The organism is Hohaiivirga grylli (genome assembly GCF_039655745.1).
In the GTDB taxonomy this organism is placed as follows: domain Bacteria; phylum Pseudomonadota; class Alphaproteobacteria; order Rhizobiales; family Beijerinckiaceae; genus Hohaiivirga; species Hohaiivirga grylli.
In genome coordinates this window covers 512,976-530,109 of the sequence record NZ_JBBYXI010000001.1, presented here as the reverse complement: position 1 = coordinate 530,109, position 17,134 = coordinate 512,976, and the positions used below count along the sequence as shown (strand labels likewise).

Annotated in this window: 16 protein-coding genes and 1 tRNA gene; 14 read left to right on the top strand and 3 right to left on the bottom strand. The window is 49.0% G+C overall.

Features of this window, described 5'->3' with window-relative positions; genetic code table 11:
- The first annotated feature begins 65 nt into the window (after window positions 1-65).
- A complete protein-coding gene (gene phoB / locus WJT86_RS02260; RefSeq protein WP_346335863.1) occupies window positions 66-764 on the top strand; it encodes a phosphate regulon transcriptional regulator PhoB in 699 nt (232 codons plus the stop codon).
- 60 nt (window positions 765-824) lie between these two features.
- On the opposite strand, the gene WJT86_RS02255 is transcribed toward phoB, so the two are convergent.
- A complete protein-coding gene (locus WJT86_RS02255) occupies window positions 825-1,337 on the bottom strand; it encodes a GcrA family cell cycle regulator (protein WP_346335862.1) in 513 nt (170 codons plus the stop codon).
- Between the two features lie 379 nt (window positions 1,338-1,716).
- Here WJT86_RS02255 and WJT86_RS02250 point away from each other — a divergent pair, with 379 nt between their 5' ends.
- The 3 genes from WJT86_RS02250 to WJT86_RS02240 all read left to right on the top strand — a co-directional run bounded on the left by WJT86_RS02250 (window position 1,717) and on the right by WJT86_RS02240 (window position 4,868).
- Window positions 1,717-2,892: an aspartate aminotransferase family protein gene (locus tag WJT86_RS02250; protein ID WP_346335861.1), complete on the top strand. Its 1,176-nt coding sequence runs from the start codon at window positions 1,717-1,719 to the stop codon at window positions 2,890-2,892.
- An 87-nt stretch (window positions 2,893-2,979) separates the two neighbouring features.
- Window positions 2,980-3,924 carry an ornithine carbamoyltransferase gene (argF, locus tag WJT86_RS02245; protein WP_346335860.1) on the top strand — a complete coding sequence of 315 codons (945 nt, stop codon included), beginning with the start codon at window positions 2,980-2,982 and terminating at the stop codon, window positions 3,922-3,924.
- A gap of 2 nt (window positions 3,925-3,926) precedes the next feature.
- On the top strand, window positions 3,927-4,868 hold the full coding sequence (locus WJT86_RS02240) for an Hsp33 family molecular chaperone (RefSeq protein WP_346335859.1): 942 nt from the start codon (window positions 3,927-3,929) through the stop codon (window positions 4,866-4,868).
- A 67-nt stretch (window positions 4,869-4,935) separates the two neighbouring features.
- Here WJT86_RS02240 and argE read toward each other — a convergent pair whose 3' ends face one another.
- Window positions 4,936-6,114, bottom strand: coding sequence for an acetylornithine deacetylase (argE, locus tag WJT86_RS02235; protein WP_346335858.1), 1,179 nt, complete (start codon window positions 6,112-6,114; stop codon window positions 4,936-4,938).
- A gap of 209 nt (window positions 6,115-6,323) precedes the next feature.
- Between argE and WJT86_RS02230 the strand changes: the two genes are divergently transcribed.
- The 3 genes from WJT86_RS02230 to WJT86_RS02220 all read left to right on the top strand — a co-directional run bounded on the left by WJT86_RS02230 (window position 6,324) and on the right by WJT86_RS02220 (window position 8,588).
- Window positions 6,324-7,415, top strand: coding sequence for a 2'-deoxycytidine 5'-triphosphate deaminase (locus WJT86_RS02230; protein ID WP_346335857.1), 1,092 nt, complete (start codon window positions 6,324-6,326; stop codon window positions 7,413-7,415).
- Window positions 7,416-7,482: 67 nt separating this feature from the next.
- Window positions 7,483-7,557 (top strand) — tRNA-Gly (locus tag WJT86_RS02225).
- Window positions 7,558-8,270: 713 nt separating this feature from the next.
- A complete protein-coding gene (locus WJT86_RS02220) occupies window positions 8,271-8,588 on the top strand; it encodes a DUF2853 family protein (protein WP_346335856.1) in 318 nt (105 codons plus the stop codon).
- A gap of 28 nt (window positions 8,589-8,616) precedes the next feature.
- Here WJT86_RS02220 and WJT86_RS02215 read toward each other — a convergent pair whose 3' ends face one another.
- Complete coding sequence (locus tag WJT86_RS02215; protein WP_346335855.1) at window positions 8,617-9,405, bottom strand: DeoR/GlpR family DNA-binding transcription regulator; 789 nt, start codon at window positions 9,403-9,405, stop codon at window positions 8,617-8,619.
- 160 nt (window positions 9,406-9,565) lie between these two features.
- Here WJT86_RS02215 and deoC point away from each other — a divergent pair, with 160 nt between their 5' ends.
- The 7 genes from deoC (at window position 9,566) to rbsK (ending at window position 17,092) form a co-directional block, all read left to right on the top strand.
- A complete protein-coding gene (gene deoC / locus WJT86_RS02210) occupies window positions 9,566-10,240 on the top strand; it encodes a deoxyribose-phosphate aldolase (RefSeq protein ID WP_346335854.1) in 675 nt (224 codons plus the stop codon).
- A 97-nt stretch (window positions 10,241-10,337) separates the two neighbouring features.
- Window positions 10,338-11,390: an autoinducer 2 ABC transporter substrate-binding protein gene (locus tag WJT86_RS02205; RefSeq protein ID WP_346335853.1), complete on the top strand. Its 1,053-nt coding sequence runs from the start codon at window positions 10,338-10,340 to the stop codon at window positions 11,388-11,390.
- Between the two features lie 91 nt (window positions 11,391-11,481).
- A complete protein-coding gene (locus WJT86_RS02200) occupies window positions 11,482-12,978 on the top strand; it encodes a sugar ABC transporter ATP-binding protein (protein WP_346335852.1) in 1,497 nt (498 codons plus the stop codon).
- On the top strand, window positions 12,975-14,003 hold the full coding sequence (locus WJT86_RS02195) for an ABC transporter permease (protein WP_346335851.1): 1,029 nt from the start codon (window positions 12,975-12,977) through the stop codon (window positions 14,001-14,003). Before WJT86_RS02200 ends, WJT86_RS02195 begins: the two co-directional genes overlap by 4 nt.
- Window positions 14,000-15,034 carry an ABC transporter permease gene (locus tag WJT86_RS02190; RefSeq protein ID WP_346335850.1) on the top strand — a complete coding sequence of 345 codons (1,035 nt, stop codon included), beginning with the start codon at window positions 14,000-14,002 and terminating at the stop codon, window positions 15,032-15,034. The genes WJT86_RS02195 and WJT86_RS02190 overlap by 4 nt, the downstream gene beginning before the upstream one ends.
- A gap of 25 nt (window positions 15,035-15,059) precedes the next feature.
- Window positions 15,060-16,142 (top strand): aldose 1-epimerase family protein, encoded by a 1,083-nt coding sequence (locus WJT86_RS02185; RefSeq protein WP_346335849.1) that lies wholly within the window; start codon window positions 15,060-15,062, stop codon window positions 16,140-16,142.
- Between the two features lie 23 nt (window positions 16,143-16,165).
- Window positions 16,166-17,092 carry a ribokinase gene (gene rbsK / locus WJT86_RS02180; RefSeq protein ID WP_346335848.1) on the top strand — a complete coding sequence of 309 codons (927 nt, stop codon included), beginning with the start codon at window positions 16,166-16,168 and terminating at the stop codon, window positions 17,090-17,092.
- The last annotated feature ends 42 nt before the right edge of the window (window positions 17,093-17,134 follow it).

Sequence of the window (17,134 nt, the reverse complement as noted above, 5' to 3'; positions counted from 1 at the left end):
CACCACGGCTAGCCATAGGATAGTTTTCTACGTTATATGATTTGGTCTCAAATTAAGAGGTAACAATGGCAACCAGAATTATGCTTGTTGAGGACGAAGAGGCCCTGACCCTGCTCCTCCGTTATAATCTGGAAGTTGAGGGCTATGAAGTCGATTGCATTGCCCGTGGAGATGAGGCCGATATCAGGATACAGGAACATGCACCTGATCTCGCCATTCTAGACTGGATGCTGCCCGGATTATCGGGAATAGAATTATGCCGCCGGATCAGGGCCAGGAAAGCAACCGAAACTCTTCCCATCATAATGTTAACGGCCCGAGGTGAAGAAGGCGATAAGGTCAGGGGTCTTGCAACAGGTGCCGATGACTACATCGTTAAGCCATTTTCAGTGCCGGAGCTGCTCGCACGGGTTCGTGCTCTTCTCAGAAGATCAAGCCCCGGTCATGTTACAGAAGTGCTCAAGGCGGGAAATATTGAGGTTGACCGTGCGACCCATCGTGTCCGAAGCAATGGCAAAGAATTACATCTGGGCCCAACCGAATACCGTCTTCTTGAATTCCTGATGCAATCTCCGGGCCGGGTTTTTACGCGAGAAAGCCTGCTGAATGCAGTATGGGGTCATGACGTCTATATTGATGAGCGTACAGTGGATGTACATGTCGGGCGTCTGCGCAAGGCTCTGGCTGGACGCACAGAAAAAGAGCGCAACCCAATCAGAACTGTTCGTGGTGCCGGATATTCTTTTGATGAAACATTCAGCTGAGTAAAAAATAACGGCGGAAAATCCGCCGTTGAAATATTTATTAATCACCAGATACTGAAATTATGAAGCGCGGCGCTCGCGGCGACGATCAGCAACTGGTTGATATGCAATCTGGCAGTGATGGGCGCAATAAGGTAAACCAGCAACGGCACCGCCACCACAGAAACCGAAATCTGATGTCATTGGGTCTCCGATTGGCCAACGGCACATGGATTCACGCAGATCAACAAGAGCAACACGCTCTGATGGTGGAATAGCAACTTCATTGATTGAAGGAAGCACAACATCTGTTGGCTCAGCGTCTGCAACCATTGAAATTGGAGCAACTTTAATTGGGCGCTGTGCACGAGGCTGAGCAGGAGCGGCCTCTGTCTTTGCGCGGCGCGGACGTGACGTGCTTGCAGATTTTACCTTGCCGCGTCCAGAAAGACCAAGACGATGGACCTTGCCGATTACAGCATTACGGGTAACCCCGCCAATCTGCGCGGCAATCTGGCTGGCGCTTTTCCCGCTCGCCCAGAGCTTTTTGAGAAGCTCCACCCGTTCATCTGTCCAGGTACTTGTCACGTCCATAGTTTAAATCTCCGCTGTTCACCCACTGCCCAGAATCCATCCATTTCACGGAAGTATGACCTCCGCGCCACCACTCAGACTTGGCAGGAAACGGATCCAGATGCCGGGGGAACACGACATCTCGTATCTGATTGATAGGAACCTACTAGATCGGCTGACTCGGGCGCAAGAGTCTTAACGACTCCTTTACTGTTTTCCCCAAGAACAAGCTGGGGATATTTTTTATTTGAGAACTTTTTGGGTTTATCCGTTCATCAGCGAATAATTTTTTAAAACCGCTGCATCTGTAAAATTGTTTCATCCTTAAGAAAAATACCGTAAAAGGACACATCCTGTTACTTCTTGTTCCAAGGAGTAATGACAATAGAAAGGACATATCGTGAATTCGCCTCTTCTTCCAACCTATGCGCGTGCCGACGTTCTCTTTGAGCGGGGTGAAGGCCCCTGGCTGTTTGCGCGAGGAGGAGAGCGATATCTCGATTTTGGCGCTGGCGTTGCAGTTAATGCCCTTGGACATGCCCACCCGCATCTTGTCAAAGCTCTCAATGAACAGGGCTCCAAGTTATGGCATACATCCAACCTTTTCCGCATTCCGGAAGGGGAACGACTTGCCCAGCGGCTCGTCGACAATACGTTTGCGGATGTGGTTTTCTTCACCAATTCCGGCGCAGAAGCCAATGAATGTGCCATCAAGATGGCCCGCAAATATCATGCATCCAATGGTCAGCCAGAACGCTTTCGAATTATTACGATTGAGGGCGCCTTCCATGGACGGACTCTGGCAACAATTGCAGCTGGTGGTCAGCAAAAATATATTGATGGCTTTGGCCCTAAGGTCGAAGGCTTTGACCAGGTTCCCTTCAATGATGAGAAGGCCCTGCTGGCAGCGATTACACCAGAAACAGCCGCTATTATGATTGAGCCTATTCAGGGCGAAAGTGGTATCCGTTCATTTACAACGCAAATGATCAAACAGTTCCGTGAGCTTTGTGACAAAAACGGCATGCTGCTGATTTTTGACGAAGTACAGACTGGCGTTGGTCGCACAGGCAAGCTGTTTGCCCATGAATGGGCTAATGTCACACCTGATATTATGAGTATTGCCAAAGGTATTGGTGGGGGCTTCCCATTGGGAGCATGTCTCGCAACCTCTGAGGCTGCGAAAGGTATGACTCTTGGTACCCACGGCTCCACATTTGGCGGCAATCCACTCGCGATGGCCATTGGGAATGCGGTTCTTGATATCATTCTGGAGCCCGGCTTCCTTGAGCATGTCCGTCAGACCGGCATCAACCTCAAGCAGAAACTTGCCGCCCTGAAAGACAGTCACCCCGATATCATTGAAGATATCCGCGGTGAAGGTCTGATGATAGGGCTTAAAGTAAAGCCACTTAATACAGATTTTATCTCACGCGCCTTGAAGAACGGCCTTGTCGTCCTTGGGGCCGGAGATAATGTCGTTCGCCTGCTTCCTCCATTGATCATTGGCGATAATGAAATCAATAAAGCACTGTCTCGTCTGGATCAGACATGTTCTGAAATGGAAACGAAATAAACCAGAAGCTTTAAATCAGGCACTGGCGTAACAATATATCGGTCAGGCCAGCCTGTTTAAGCAAACAGAAAAATATACGGAGTAATCATGGCTAAGCAGAATATCCGCCATTTCATTGATCTTTGCGACTTCTCCGGGGAAGAGCTGCGCCACATTCTGAATGTGGCTGTCGCAATCAAGGCAAAACGCAAACGCGGTATTCCGGCAGATATTCGACCATTGGCCGGGCAAACCCTCGCTATGATTTTTGACAAACCCTCAACCAGAACCCGCATCTCCTTCGATCTGGGGATGCGGGAGCTTGGCGGGGAAACCCTCATGCTGACGGGTGCGGAAATGCAGCTTGGCCGTGGTGAGAGCACCTACGATACGGCTCAGGTTATGTCACGCTTTGTCGATGCCATCATGATCCGGACACTTGACCATCAGATGGTAACGGAAATGGCTGAATTTGCGGATGTTCCGGTGATCAATGCCCTGACCAAACTGAGCCACCCTTGCCAGATCATGGCAGACATCATGACCTATGAAGAACATCGCGGCCCGATTACCGGCAAGAAAATTGCATGGGTTGGTGATGCGTCCAACGTTTTGACATCACTTATCCACGCGGCTGCGCGCTTCAAGTTCTCCATTGCTATTGCCACACCCCCAACATTTGCGCCTCGTGCTGAAATTATGGAATGGGCGAAAGCAGAAGGAGCTGACGTCACTTGGTCAACAGATGCCAGTGCAGCTGTCTCCGGTGCGCATGCCGTCTTTACAGACTGCTGGGTCTCCATGGGCGATGAAGAAGAAACCTACCGTCGCCAACGCTTGCTACAGCCTTATCAGGTCAATAATGCCCTGATGGCGAAAGCTGACCCGAAAGCTGTTTTCCTTCACTGTCTTCCAGCCCATCGCGGCGAAGAAGTCACTGATGAAGTGATGGATGGCCCGCAATCAGTTGTCTTCGACGAAGCTGAAAACCGCCTGCATGCTCAAAAGGGTATTCTGGCCTGGTGCCTGCACGTCGACACTGCCTGGAAGTAAAAATGAGCGACAACGCTAAAGACGATATTGTTATTCCATTTTCCGTCGAACCACTGGCCGTCCGCGGCCGGGTGGTTCGTCTTGGCGATACCATCAGCGCCATCCTTGATCGACATCATTACCCTGATGCTGTGTCACGGGTGGTCGGCGAAGCAGCGGCTTTGACAGTTCTTCTCGGCTCTGCCCTCAAATTTGAAGGCCAGTTCCAGCTTCAGACCAAAACAGATGGCCCCGTGGATATGATTGTCATCGACTTCCATACCCCAGATTGCATCCGCGCCTATGCCCGTTTTGATAAAGAGGCAATCGCTAAACTAGGCAATGGCCCCCATACAACGGCAGATGTTATCGGCCGTGGCATCCTTGGCATGACCGTTGATCAGGGTTCTGACATGAACCGTTATCAAGGCATTGTCTCTCTACAGGGTACCGGTTTTGAAGAAGCCGCTCAGGAATATTTTGATAAGTCAGAACAGCTCCAGACCAAAGTCCGTCTGGCAGTTGCAGAATCCGTAACAGGTGGCGCACGTCAATTTTGTGCTGGCGGCCTGATGGTTCAATACCTTCCATCTTCAACGGACAAACTGCGTCTGGAAGATCCTGAAGCTTTGGCTGCTGGTGAAGGTGCTGAGCTTTGGGATGAGGCGAATGCCCTTGTCTCAACAATTGAAGACCATGAGCTGGTTGATCCGAACCTGCCAAGCGAGCAGCTGCTCTACCGTCTCTTTCATGAGCGCGGAGTTGTTGCATTTCCTGGACAAACCATTCGGGAAGCCTGCACCTGTTCAGAAGAGCGTGTTCTGTCAATGATCCAGCAGTTTTCAGCAACTGACGCAGAAACACTGCTTGATGATGATGGACAGATTAACGTGAGCTGTGAGTTCTGTTCTCGCCAGTACCACTTCAAGCCTGAGGATATCGGAATTTCAATTCCCAAGGCATAAATCTATGATGCTATAAATTATAAAGGCAGCCACTTCTGGCTGCCTTTTTCTTACTTGAAGCCCTTTATCAGACAGAGCCTTCAACGCATTTCTTCAGCAGGCCCTGCATGAAGGCCTCACCGGCATCGAGCTGTTCCAACGTGATGAACTCATCAGGCTGGTGAGCCGGATCAATTGAGCCCGGACCACAAACGATGGTTGGAATACCAGCCTTCTGGAAGTGTCCGGCTTCCGTTGCATAAGGAACCGAGATGGTCTTGGTATTTCCTGTCAGTTCAAGACAAAGTTTTTCGACGACTGAACCCGGCTCAGGGCGCAATCCCGGAATGGAAACCGGGCAGGTTGTTTCAATACGCCCAAAATCACCATATCTGTTCAGACGAGAACGGGAAATTTCATCCGTTGCAACGGCAAGCTTCTTGAGAATTTCTTCAGGGTCCTGATCGGGCAGACCACGGATTTCCCAGTTAATCATGCATTCCTTGGCCAGAATGTTACGGGCCGTGCCGCCATGAACCTCACCGATATGGACAGAGGTATAAGGTGGATCAAAGCGACCACTGGCATCGCCTTTCTCAATCATTTCATCACTCAGGCGGTTAATCGCAGCCATAACATCACCACCAGCCATCACGGCGCTGGCACCAAGATATGGCTTAGATGAATGAGCAGGAGAGCCGTAAACCATTGTGGTCAGAACGGTGCAGCCCTTATGGGCATCCGTCACCTGCAACTCTGTTGGCTCACCAATGATTGCAGCGATTGGCATTGCCAGATCTTTGCCAAATTGCGCGATGGCATCATTACTGCCAAGGCAGGTTGTTTCCTCATCATATGAAAGTACCATATGCAACGGAACTTTCAGATCATGCTGCGCCGCATGCGCCAAAGCCAGAATTGACAGGGCGTCAAAAGACTTCATGTCAACCGCACCACGTCCGTACGCCCGCCCATCAGCAACACGCAACTTGTACGGGTCGCTTGTCCATGCCTGCCCTGTGACAGGGACAACGTCACTATGTCCAGAAAGGACGACGCCACCACGATCTTTTGGGCCAACACTGGCGTAGAGAGCGGCTTTATTACCCTCTGCATTCGGGAAACGGCGGCAGAAAACGCCGGCATTTTTCAAATAGGTCTCGACAAAATCGATCAGCGGTAAGTTCGAATTTGAACTTTCTGTATTAAAGGAAACCAGCTTCTCAAGCATCTCAAGCGGTTTCATGAGGGGGGACTGCGAGCCCATTTTACTCTCCTTATGAGTTTTGCCCATTTAAGAGCGCGCCTTACCCTTTTCGTCAATGGCAGCGTTCAAGATTCAGGTGAATTTATCGTGTGAGAGCCATAAAGATGTAAGCAAATCCCTCCTGATGGGGAGAACTTTGATAGAAGCACTGGTTCAGACGCGCCCTTTCGGTTAAAGACAGCATAGCTATATTCAGGAACGAAAGAACCATGTCTGCTTTCAAGAACGGAATCCAATCCGCCGAAGCCATCCGGAAACTGGCGGATGCTGGCGTAATCAAGCCAATGTCTCCCTTTGCTGCGGATCAGGTCCAGCCAGCAAGTCTTGACCTGCGCCTTGGCAAGAAAGCATACCGCGTCCGCGCAAGCTTCCTTCCCGGCCCCAACCGCACTGTCAGCGCACGTCTGAAGGATATGAGCCTTCATGAAATTGACCTGACAGATGGTGCCGTTCTCGAAACCGGTTGCGTCTATATTGCAGAATTACAGGAAGAGCTTCATCTCACAGACGAGATTGCAGCTTCTGCAAACCCGAAGAGCTCAACAGGTCGTATCGATGTCTTCACCCGTGTCATCACCGATGGCGCCCGTGAGTTTGAAGATGTGCCATCAGGCTATAAAGGCCCGCTCTACGCAGAAATTTCACCACGTACATTCCCGGTTCTGGTACGCACAGGCTCCCGCCTGTCTCAGCTCCGCTTCAGAAAAGGTCAGGTGCGCCTCTCCGATGATGAGCTCCTTCAGCTCCATCAGGCTGAAAGCGTCGTAACCTCTGAAGAGCCATCCATTCAGGAAGGTGTTGCAGTCAGCGTTGATCTTGCAGGCTTTGGCCCGGATAACCTGATTGGCTACCGCGCAAAACGCCACACTGGCCTTGTTGATGTCGATAAGCCCGGTTCATGCGCGATTGCTGATTACTGGGAGCCAATCTACGCAGACAGCAGCAAAAGCCTGATCCTTGATCCGGGCCAGTTCTATATTCTGGCTTCCAAGGAAGCGGTTCATGTTCCACCAGATTATGCGGCAGAAATGGTTCCGTTTGATCCATTGGTCGGTGAGTTCCGCGTCCATTACGCCGGTTTCTTTGACCCGGGGTTTGGCCACAGCGCTGCTGGCGGCACCGGCTCACGCGCCGTTCTGGAAGTCCGCTCACGCGATGTTCCATTTATTCTTGAACATGGACAGGTTGTTGGACGTCTTGTTTATGAGCGGATGGCAGAGCGCCCGGCAGCCCTATATGGTAAGGATCTTGGCTCAAACTATCAGGCCCAGAACCTGAAACTGTCAAAACATTTCCGCTAATTTGAAAAAAGATACCCTGTCTGCGCTTGCCTAGACAGGGTCAAAACAGCTAAGAATTAATCTCAATGCGGGTGTAGTTCAGAGGTAGAACGTCAGCTTCCCAAGCTGAATGTCGAGGGTTCGATTCCCTTCGCCCGCTCCAATATTTTCCTTGAAATGTAATTTAATCCTTCAAATTCCAAGCATTTTCAGAAGTTTATGTAGAATTTCTACAAACATATTTATAAATCAGAATACTCAGGACATGAGCCTGCGCAACTTTTTTAAGAGCGGCTGGAATCTGCTTCGTTATCTAAAGTATAAAATGTTTATAATTCAATTATAAATTTTCCTAAAAACTTGCGTTAATTTATAATTATTACAAATATATATACATAAAATTTAAGTAAATAAACAAATCATTTCACCTCTTAAATTTAAATATTTAATTTTAATTAAAAAAATTTACTAATCTTATACTTACCAATACAAAATATCTGGTTTATGACAGTGTCCCCTGTCGAATTTACATTTGACAAAACCAAACGAATAGTTCCATAAGTATGCATCCGACCTTTCTTATACCCCCACATTGGGTCGGCTCCTTAGCGTGGTCATCAACGGCCACGTTTTTTTTTGAAATCTCCCAACTTTTATCAGCCCTATTATGAATCAATACCCGTCATATTTGCCATTTGATTCAATACGAAAAGAAAGGCAGATTAATAGCGACCCCAGAGGTGCTCCAGCGAGACCCTCTTTACTTAAAGCGTGGCTACGGCCACGCTTTTTTTTATTCATTTTTGTCTTCACCGAAGGAACGATTTCAATAGCTTTGCCGTTTCCATACTACAGTGCCCCTCTGGAGGAATGGAAATGACTAACGACCATCTGGCAGATATTAAAAAATACGCAAAATCACCTATTGATGAGGCAGCGGTTGCGTATTTGGAGAAAACCTACAAGCTGGTTATTAGTAAGGCCGACGCCCGATATGTAGCCTGCTCCGATCCTGAAGAGCGGGCCCGGGTTCGAGACAGCTTTCTCATAAAGAAACTGGCTCTCCCAACAGAGGGCTTAGATGATGCAATCAAACTCGTCTGCCAAACAATGAAAGCTGAGCACAATAAGTCTCGACTGACATTCTATTATCTGCTGGCAGAGCATTTTAACAAGCTTGGAACGTTACGCTAAACGGCAGGTCAAAGTGTGTGGTGCTCATTTAACGTATCGGGGGACCACACAGAACCTTCGAGCCAAGTCGCTTAATTTCCTGCGCATTACCGGCTGAGATACCTGGGTCCGTAATTACGGCTTCAAAAGATTTAAGATCTGCAAAATGCGCTAGCTTAACTTTTCCAAATTTACTTGAATCAACAATAACATATTTCTTCAAAGCATTGGTAATTGCAGCCTGTTTAATTGTCACTTCATGAAAATGTGAGCAGCTGATACCCTTTTCCATATGAATGCCACCTGCCGTTATGAAGGCCTTTCCAATATGAATCTTTCCCAGAGATTTTAAGGCTTCATCACTTGAAAACGTTGCGGATGCAGCATGATAGTACCCGCCAAGCAGAACAAGACGCACATTATTTTTACGGCTTAAAATATCTGCGATATTCAAAGAATAACAAACAACCGTAAGCCGTTTATCATTAGGAATGAGGCGTGCAAGATAAGGCGTTGTTGTTCCGCAATCGATAAACAGAACGTCATCTTCTTCAATAAGCTTTATCGCTTCAAGACAGGCCTGCTCCTTCTGAACAGCTTGTCGATCAGCTTCTTTTCTGAAGTTGTAATTGACGTTCGCGGTGACTGCATCCGCTGCGACAATATACCCGCCAAGATAAGCCAGGTCGGCATCAGTATCAACAAGGTCACGTCTAACCGTCATTTCTGAAACGTCTAATAAACGTGCCGCATCTTTTAAATGAACAGGCCCCTTTTGAGCCACAGCCCATGCGAGAGTTTGCAGACGCTTTCTTTTTTTCTCTAAAGACAGCTTCACCTGTTCTTCTCCCCTGACATTCGACAGCTTTATTCCTGTTTAGCAGACCATAAAGCCTTGACATAACCTCATAAAGTATGAAACTTTCATAACAAATAATGTTATTATTGTAACATTTTTATAACAGCAACTCTTTTTTGTGTGTGGAAGGAAGGACGAAATGTCCAACAGTGCTACCGAGTTTTCGCCAAGCGAGCTTGCTTCTTACATTGACCACACGATTTTGCGTGCAGACGCCAGAAAAGAAGAGGTTGAGCGCTATTGTCATGAAGCAATCGAATATGGCTTCTTCTCTGTTTGCGTTAATCCTTTCTATGTGCCTCTTGTTGCCAAAAACCTGAAGGGCAGCACCGTAAAAACATGTTCTGTTATCGGCTTTCCTCTCGGCACCATTCCAACAGAGCTGAAAGCAAATGAAGCAGCATGGGCCGTCTCGGCGGGTGCCAACGAAATTGATATGGTCATTGAGGTTGGTGCATTGAAAGACGGCGATTATGACTTCATCCGGTCAGATATCGCCCAAGTTAAAAAAGCCTGTGGCACTGCCCTTCTAAAAGTGATCATCGAAACATGCCTTCTCTCAGACGAAGAGAAGAAAATTGCATGCGCCCTCTCAAAAGAAGCTGGTGCGGATTATGTAAAGACATCCACCGGCTTCAGTACAGGCGGCGCAACAGCAAGCGATGTTGCTCTCATGCGGGCAACTGTTGGCCCTGAAATGGGTGTAAAAGCCTCTGGCGGTGTCAGAACCTATCAGGACGCCATAACAATGATTAAGGCAGGCGCCTCTCGCATCGGAGCAAGCTCCAGCATTGCGATTGTCACCTCGAACTGATTGATATCAATACAGGAAGCTTTTAGAAAAAGAGCCGGACAACGGTATCAGTAAACAAACCCAAGCAATTTCTCCAAGCGGATCTCGGAGTAGGATCATGAAGAAAATTCTAACGTTGCTATCAATGGCCCTCACACTTGGGGCTGCACCTGCTATAGCAGCAGAAAACGGCCCTGTTGATGTCAGCAAGGTCAGCCCTGCAATTTCTGCCCAGACAACTGGCAAGAAATATGTCATTGCCACAGTTGTTAAGGTTGATGGTATTGCCTGGTTTGACCGGATGCGTGCCGGTGTTGATCAGTTTGGTAAAGATACAGGCCATGACACATGGATGGTTGGCCCAAGTCAGGCTGATGCTGCGGCACAGGTTCAACTGGTCGAAAACCTCATTGCTCAGGGCGTTGATGCTATCACAATCGTTCCATTCTCTGTTGAAGCTGTTGAGCCTGTGCTCAAGAAGGCCCGTGATCGTGGCATTGTTGTCATCGCCCACGAAGCTTCAAACATCAAGAATGCCGACTACATCCTCGAAGCTTTTGATAACAAGGCTTATGGCGCCAAGCTCATGGAAGTTCTCGGTAAGCAGACAGGCGGTGAAGGCAAATATGCGACAACCGTTGGTAGCCTGACGTCCAAATCCCAGATGGAATGGATTGATGGTGCCGTCGAGTACCAGAAGAAGAACTTCCCAAAAATGGAACAGGTTGCCGGTCGTCTTGAAACTTATGACGATGCCAATACTGACTACACCAAACTCAAGGAAGTTCTCACAGCACATCCTGATCTGAAGGGTATCATTGGTGGTCCAATGCCAACATCCGCAGGTGCAGGCCGCCTGATCGCAGAACGTGGCCTGCAGGGCAAGCTGTTCTTCTCCGGTACAGGTCTTGTTTCTGTTGCTGGCGAATACCTCAAGAAGGGTGACATCCAGTACATTCAGTTCTGGGATCCTGCTGTTGCCGGTTATGCCATGAACGTTCTGGCTGTTATGGCTCTGGAAAAGAAAACAGCTGAGTTCAAGCCAGGTCTTGATCTTGGATTGCCAGGTTATACCAGCCTGTCAGCTCCGGAAGGTGCTGCAACCAATATCCTTTATGGACAGGGTTGGGTTGGCGTTACAAAAGAAAACATGGACGAATATAACTTCTGATTTTAAAAGGCGGTGGGAGGCCCGCAAGGCCTCCCTTTCGCATAGAATAGCAATGCTTGCTGAAAAGTAAGCCAGGCGAGACTGGGGTTGCATGTCTGACGTCTTTATTGAACTGAAAAATATCGAGAAACATTTCTCGGGAGTTCGGGCTCTCGACGGTGTTTCATTGACTTTGCGCAAAGGTGAAATTCACTGCCTTGCGGGTGAAAACGGCTCAGGCAAGTCAACGATTATTAAAGTCATGTCCGGCATCTATACACCGGATGCTGGCGAAATCTTCATTGATGGAGAACCAATTTCCCAGCTGACGCCAATTATGGCAATCCGCAAGGGCATTCAGGTTATTTATCAGGATTTCTCCCTCTTCGGTAATCTGACCGTAGCTGAAAACCTGACAATGAACGTCTCCCTGCGTGAAAACAGGAAACTGGTCAACTGGCGCCGCTCCCGCGAGCTGGCCCGTCAGGTTCTTGAAAGACTGAATGTTGATATTGATCTCGACGCAGAAGTCTCCAGTCTTCCAACTTCTGGCAAGCAGCTTGTTGCTATTGCCCGTGCTCTCTTATCAGATGCACGCCTCATCATTATGGATGAGCCAACAACAGCCTTGACCAGCAAGGAAGTTGAAACCCTTTTCCGCATTGTGAAAGACATTCAGGCACGTGGTATTACGGTTCTGTTCGTCAGTCACAAAATGCGTGAGATGCTCGAAATCAGCGAGCACATTACAATTTTACGCAACGGCAAGAAAGTTGCTGAAGGCGAAGCCAAAGACTTTGATGAATTCGCCATCATCCGACACATGACCGGGCAGGATGTGCATTTCGAAGGCTACCAGTGGCAGCACCAGGAAGGCGTTCAGCCACGTCTCAAAGTTGAAAAGCTCTGCCTGCCGGGTTATCTCGACAATGTTGATCTGGAAATAGGCCCGGGCGAAATCGTTGGCCTTTCCGGATTACTCGGTTCAGGCCGTACAGCTCTTGCCCTGTCACTGTTCGGTATGGTTCCGAATATTTCGGGCAACGTCTTTATTGACGGCAAGAAAGCTGATCTCGGTTCAATACAGAAAGCCATTGCTGAAGGCATTGCCTATGTTCCGGAAGATCGCCTGACGGAAGGTCTGTTCCTCACCCAGTCCATTAACCGGAATATTCTCGCCACTTCCTATGAAGAACTGGCAAAGAACATTGTCATTGATCAGAATAAAGCCGCTGGCTGGACCGAGGACATGATCAAAACCCTGCAGATTGCAACACCAACCGGCGAGAAAATCGTTGGGCAGCTCTCAGGAGGCAATCAGCAGCGCGTGGTTCTTTCACGCTGGTTCCTCACAGGTGCCAAGGTGCTGATCCTCAATGGTCCGACAGTTGGCGTCGATATTGGTTCAAAGGCAGAAATTCATAAGAAAATCAGAGAGCTCGCCGTCAATAATGGCTTGGCTGTATTGATGATTTCTGATGATGTTCTGGAGCTTGTCCAGAACTGCAACCGCATCATTCTCATGCATAAGGGTCAATTCGTTGATTGTTTCCAGACAGAGGAAACATCCGAAGACCACATCAACGATAAGCTGAAGGAACTGCAATGAAGACTGCGTCTTTCAGGCTCCTGCGCCGCTCTGAGACGGCCATTGCCCTCATTCTCATTCTTGCAATGCTGGTAATCGGATTTATCAATCCTGCCTTCTGGCAGCTCGATAATCTGTTCAGCCTGCTCCGGTCAAATATCATTCTTGGTATCATGGCTCTTGGCGTCTTGCTGGTCATGATCTCAGGAGGCATTGATGTCTCCTTCCCGGCTTTTGCCGTCGCTGGAATGTACCTGACCATCAAAAGCATGTCAGACCCGAACTTCATCATCTATATTGGTGATGTTCCGGTCTTTGTCGCCTTCGCACTCTCAGCCGGTATTGGCCTGATCTGTGGCGCGGCCAATGCATTCGTCATTCATACCTTTAAAGCCATTCCACTGATTGTTACCCTTGGTATGGCAAGCGTTGTTCGCGGACTTCTGCTTGGTATTGTCGGCACCAGCATCGTTAACATTGGCGAGATGCCGAAATCACTGATGAATTTTGCCAGTGCCAATATGCTCACTCTGACCAAAGCCGATGGCACAACATCAAGCCTGACAGCAATGGTTCTGATCTATGCACTACTCGCAGTCGTAATTCATTGCGTCCTGAAATATACCATGATGGGCCGCAGTGTTTATGCACTCGGTGGTGATGGGGAAGCCGCAAAACGTGTCGGGTTCAATACCCGTCGCACAACCTACTTCATTTATTGCACCGCCGGCGCTCTCGCAGGTTTTGCAGGTTTACTCTATGCCGCCATGAACTGGCAGGCCGACCCGCGCGTCTTCGGCGGATATGACATGCAGGTTATTGCTGCAGTCGTCCTTGGCGGCGCAAGCATCTTCGGTGGCTATGGTTCTGTTCTTGGTACTGTTCTTGGCGTTTTCATGTTTGTTATGGTTCAGAACTCTCTCATCATCATGGGCATCCCAACCACATGGCAACGTGTTGTCATTGGTGTGATCGTCTTACTTGCGGCAGCCATTTCAGCATGGCGTGATTATAAGAGCCGCGCAGGCATTGGGAGATTGTCATGACATCCAAATTCGACATGCGGCGCTTCATGGACCGCAACGACAATATCCTGATGCTGCTTCTGCTGACGGTTCTGATTATCGTTACAATGGCCTATGCCACCGATTACCGATTCCTACGCCCGGGTAATATTGAATCCATTACATTCATGTTCCCGGAACTGGGCCTGTTATCCATCGCCATGATGATCGCGATGCTGACCGGGGGCATTGACCTCTCGGTTATTGCTGTTGCCAATCTGGCGGGCATTCTAGCAGGTGTCTATTTCCAGCGTACAGCGCCTATGCCGGGTGAGGCTGTCACTTTTGGGGCAGAGCTCTTCCGTGTCTCTATTGGTATTCTGATCGCACTGACAACGGGTGTATGCGCCGGTGCTTTCAACGGCCTGCTCATTACACGCCTGAAGATCACTCCAATCCTGACAACACTTGGCTCCGGCTATCTTATGACGGGTCTCGCTGTCGTATTGACAGGTGGCCCGGCTATTATTGGCTTCCCAGCTCTGTGGGGTGCAATCGGCAACGGCAAGATTCCTCTTGGGTCGCTCGTTGGCCTGCCGGATTATTATGACCTGGCCATCCCCTTCGCCATCTTCCTTGTTATTGCCTGCCTCGTCGCCTTCATGCTCTCCCGCACGGCAATTGGTGTCAGCCTGATGCTGATCGGAAGTAATCCGAAAGCGGCTGTATTTGCGGGGCTTCGGACAGTGCGTATGACGTTCTATTCCTACATGCTGACTGGTGTTCTGGCTTCGATTGCCGGGATTATGCTCTCAGCCCGTGTCAGCGCAGCCAAATCTGACTATGGCGTCTCCTATCTGTTACAGGCTGTCCTGATTGCGGTTCTTGGTGGCACAAACCCGGCCGGTGGTCGCGGAACAGTTCTTGGTGTCAGTATTGCCGTTGTCGCTTTGATGTTCCTGTCGAGCGGTTTCCAGATGCTTCGCTTCAGTAACCACCTGATTGACTTTATCTGGGGTGCCTTTCTGCTATTGGTCATTGCATTGAACGCATTACGCAACCACAAGCGGTAAGGCATCATTCCATAAGGAGGCAGATATGCAGATTGTTGATATTGCATTGCTGAAATCATTCTTCTGCGAAAAGGAACGCCGGGTTGCTTCCTTTGCGGGAATGACAGCCGATGTCTTCCGTTATGATACGGGGATCGAAGCCATCCGCATATCGAATAACCGCGGCCATCTCGTTGTACTGCCATACTACGGGCAGATGATTTGGGATGCCGTTTTCGATGGTGTTGATCTGACAATGGCAAACATCTTTCCGATGCCGCGCCCTGCCTCAGACATTGCCGGAACCTATGGCTGTTTTGCTTTCCATAGTGGTCTGCTTGCCAACGGTACTCCAACTCCGGAAGATACGCACCCACTTCATGGTGAAATGCCATGCGCGGCTCTCCAGAAAGCCGGACTGAGTTTTGGCGAAGATGCGCAAGGGCCATGGATGGCCATTACGGGTGAATATGAATATGCCATGGGCTTTGGCGCTCATTATCTGGCAAAGCCCCGGGTCATCCTTCGTCCAGACAACACTTTGTTTGATATTGGTATCGGCGTCACCAACCTGTCAGCTGCTCCCATGAGCCTGATGTACATGTGTCATGTCAATTTCGCTTTCTGTGAAGGCGCAAAGATCATTCAGCCGACATCTTATTCCAGCACAGATACTGTTGTCCGGCAGGCCATTCCAGGCCACGTTGTCCCGACACCTGAGCTTCTGGAATTTATTGACCAGCTGGCAAATTCGCCTGATGCCATGGAAGTTCTGGATGAACCAGAGCGGTATGATCCCGAGCAGGTGTTTTATATTCGTAATCTCAAGACAGATACTAAAGGTCTGACACACTTGATGATGCGCAGAAAAGAAGGGGATGCTTTCGCAATCTCGTATGATACGAAAGCCTTCTCTCATACTGTCCGCTGGGTGTTAGCCAATAGTGACCAGAAGGTTGCGGCTTTTGCACTGCCCTCAACCTGTGAGCCGGAAGGCTATGTCAGGGAGAAGAAAAAGGGCAATGTACGTACCCTTGCAGGGCATCAAACAGCCTCTTTCAATGTTAATTTAGGATATCTCACCAGTGAAGAAGCCGAAAATAAAGAGCGCTTCATTCACGGTCTTTAATAGCCACGATCCGGGGAATAATAATGTCTGGAAAAATCGCCGTTATCGGTAGCAACATGGTCGATCTCATCACCTATATGGATCGCATGCCAGAGGCAGGCGAGACACTTGAGGCGCCTAATTTTCAGATTGGCCATGGTGGCAAAGGCGCCAATCAGGCTATCGCAGCTGCCCGTCTTGGCGCCAAGGTCGTAATGGTTACAAAAGTTGGCGACGATCTGTTTGCCGACAATACCATCAAGAATTTTGAGAACCATGGCATTGATACGCGCTTTGTCAAAAAAGTTGCCGGGAAATCAAGTGGTGTCGCGCCAATCTTTGTCGACCCGACAGGTGAAAACCGTATCCTGATTATCAAAGGTGCAAACGCTGATCTCTGCCCTCAGGATATTGATGAAGCAGCAGAAGAATTAAAGACCTGCAGCCTTATCCTGTTACAGCTTGAGGTTTCTCTTGAGACTATCTATTACGCCATCGAGTTTGGTGCGAAGCACGGTATCAAAACAATTCTCAATCCGGCTCCGGCTGACCCAAGGCTCGATATTGAACGTATTCGTAAAGTAACCTTCTTCACACCGAATGAATCTGAACTTGCCCTCTTGACTGGCCTGCCAGTCGAGACACAGGAGGATGTCGAGAAAGCTGCACGGACACTCATTCAGAAGGGTATTGAGACAGTTGTTGTCACTATGGGGTCACGCGGGGCCCTGCTGATTACAGCAGAGACAAGCGAGCTGATCCCGTCATCCAAGGTCAAAGCTGTCGATACGACAGGGGCAGGTGATGCCTTCATCGGAAGCTTCGCCCGTTTCTACAGCACCAGTAATGATGTTTCTGCATCTTTGAAAACAGCAGCGCTTTATGCCGCAGATTCCATCACTAAGCGCGGTACCCAGACATCATACGCAACCCCAGCTGAATTTGAAGAATTTAGAAAATCCCTAGGTTGACAGCCAACTAAAAAGGCCGCCTTAAAGGCGGCCTTTTTATTA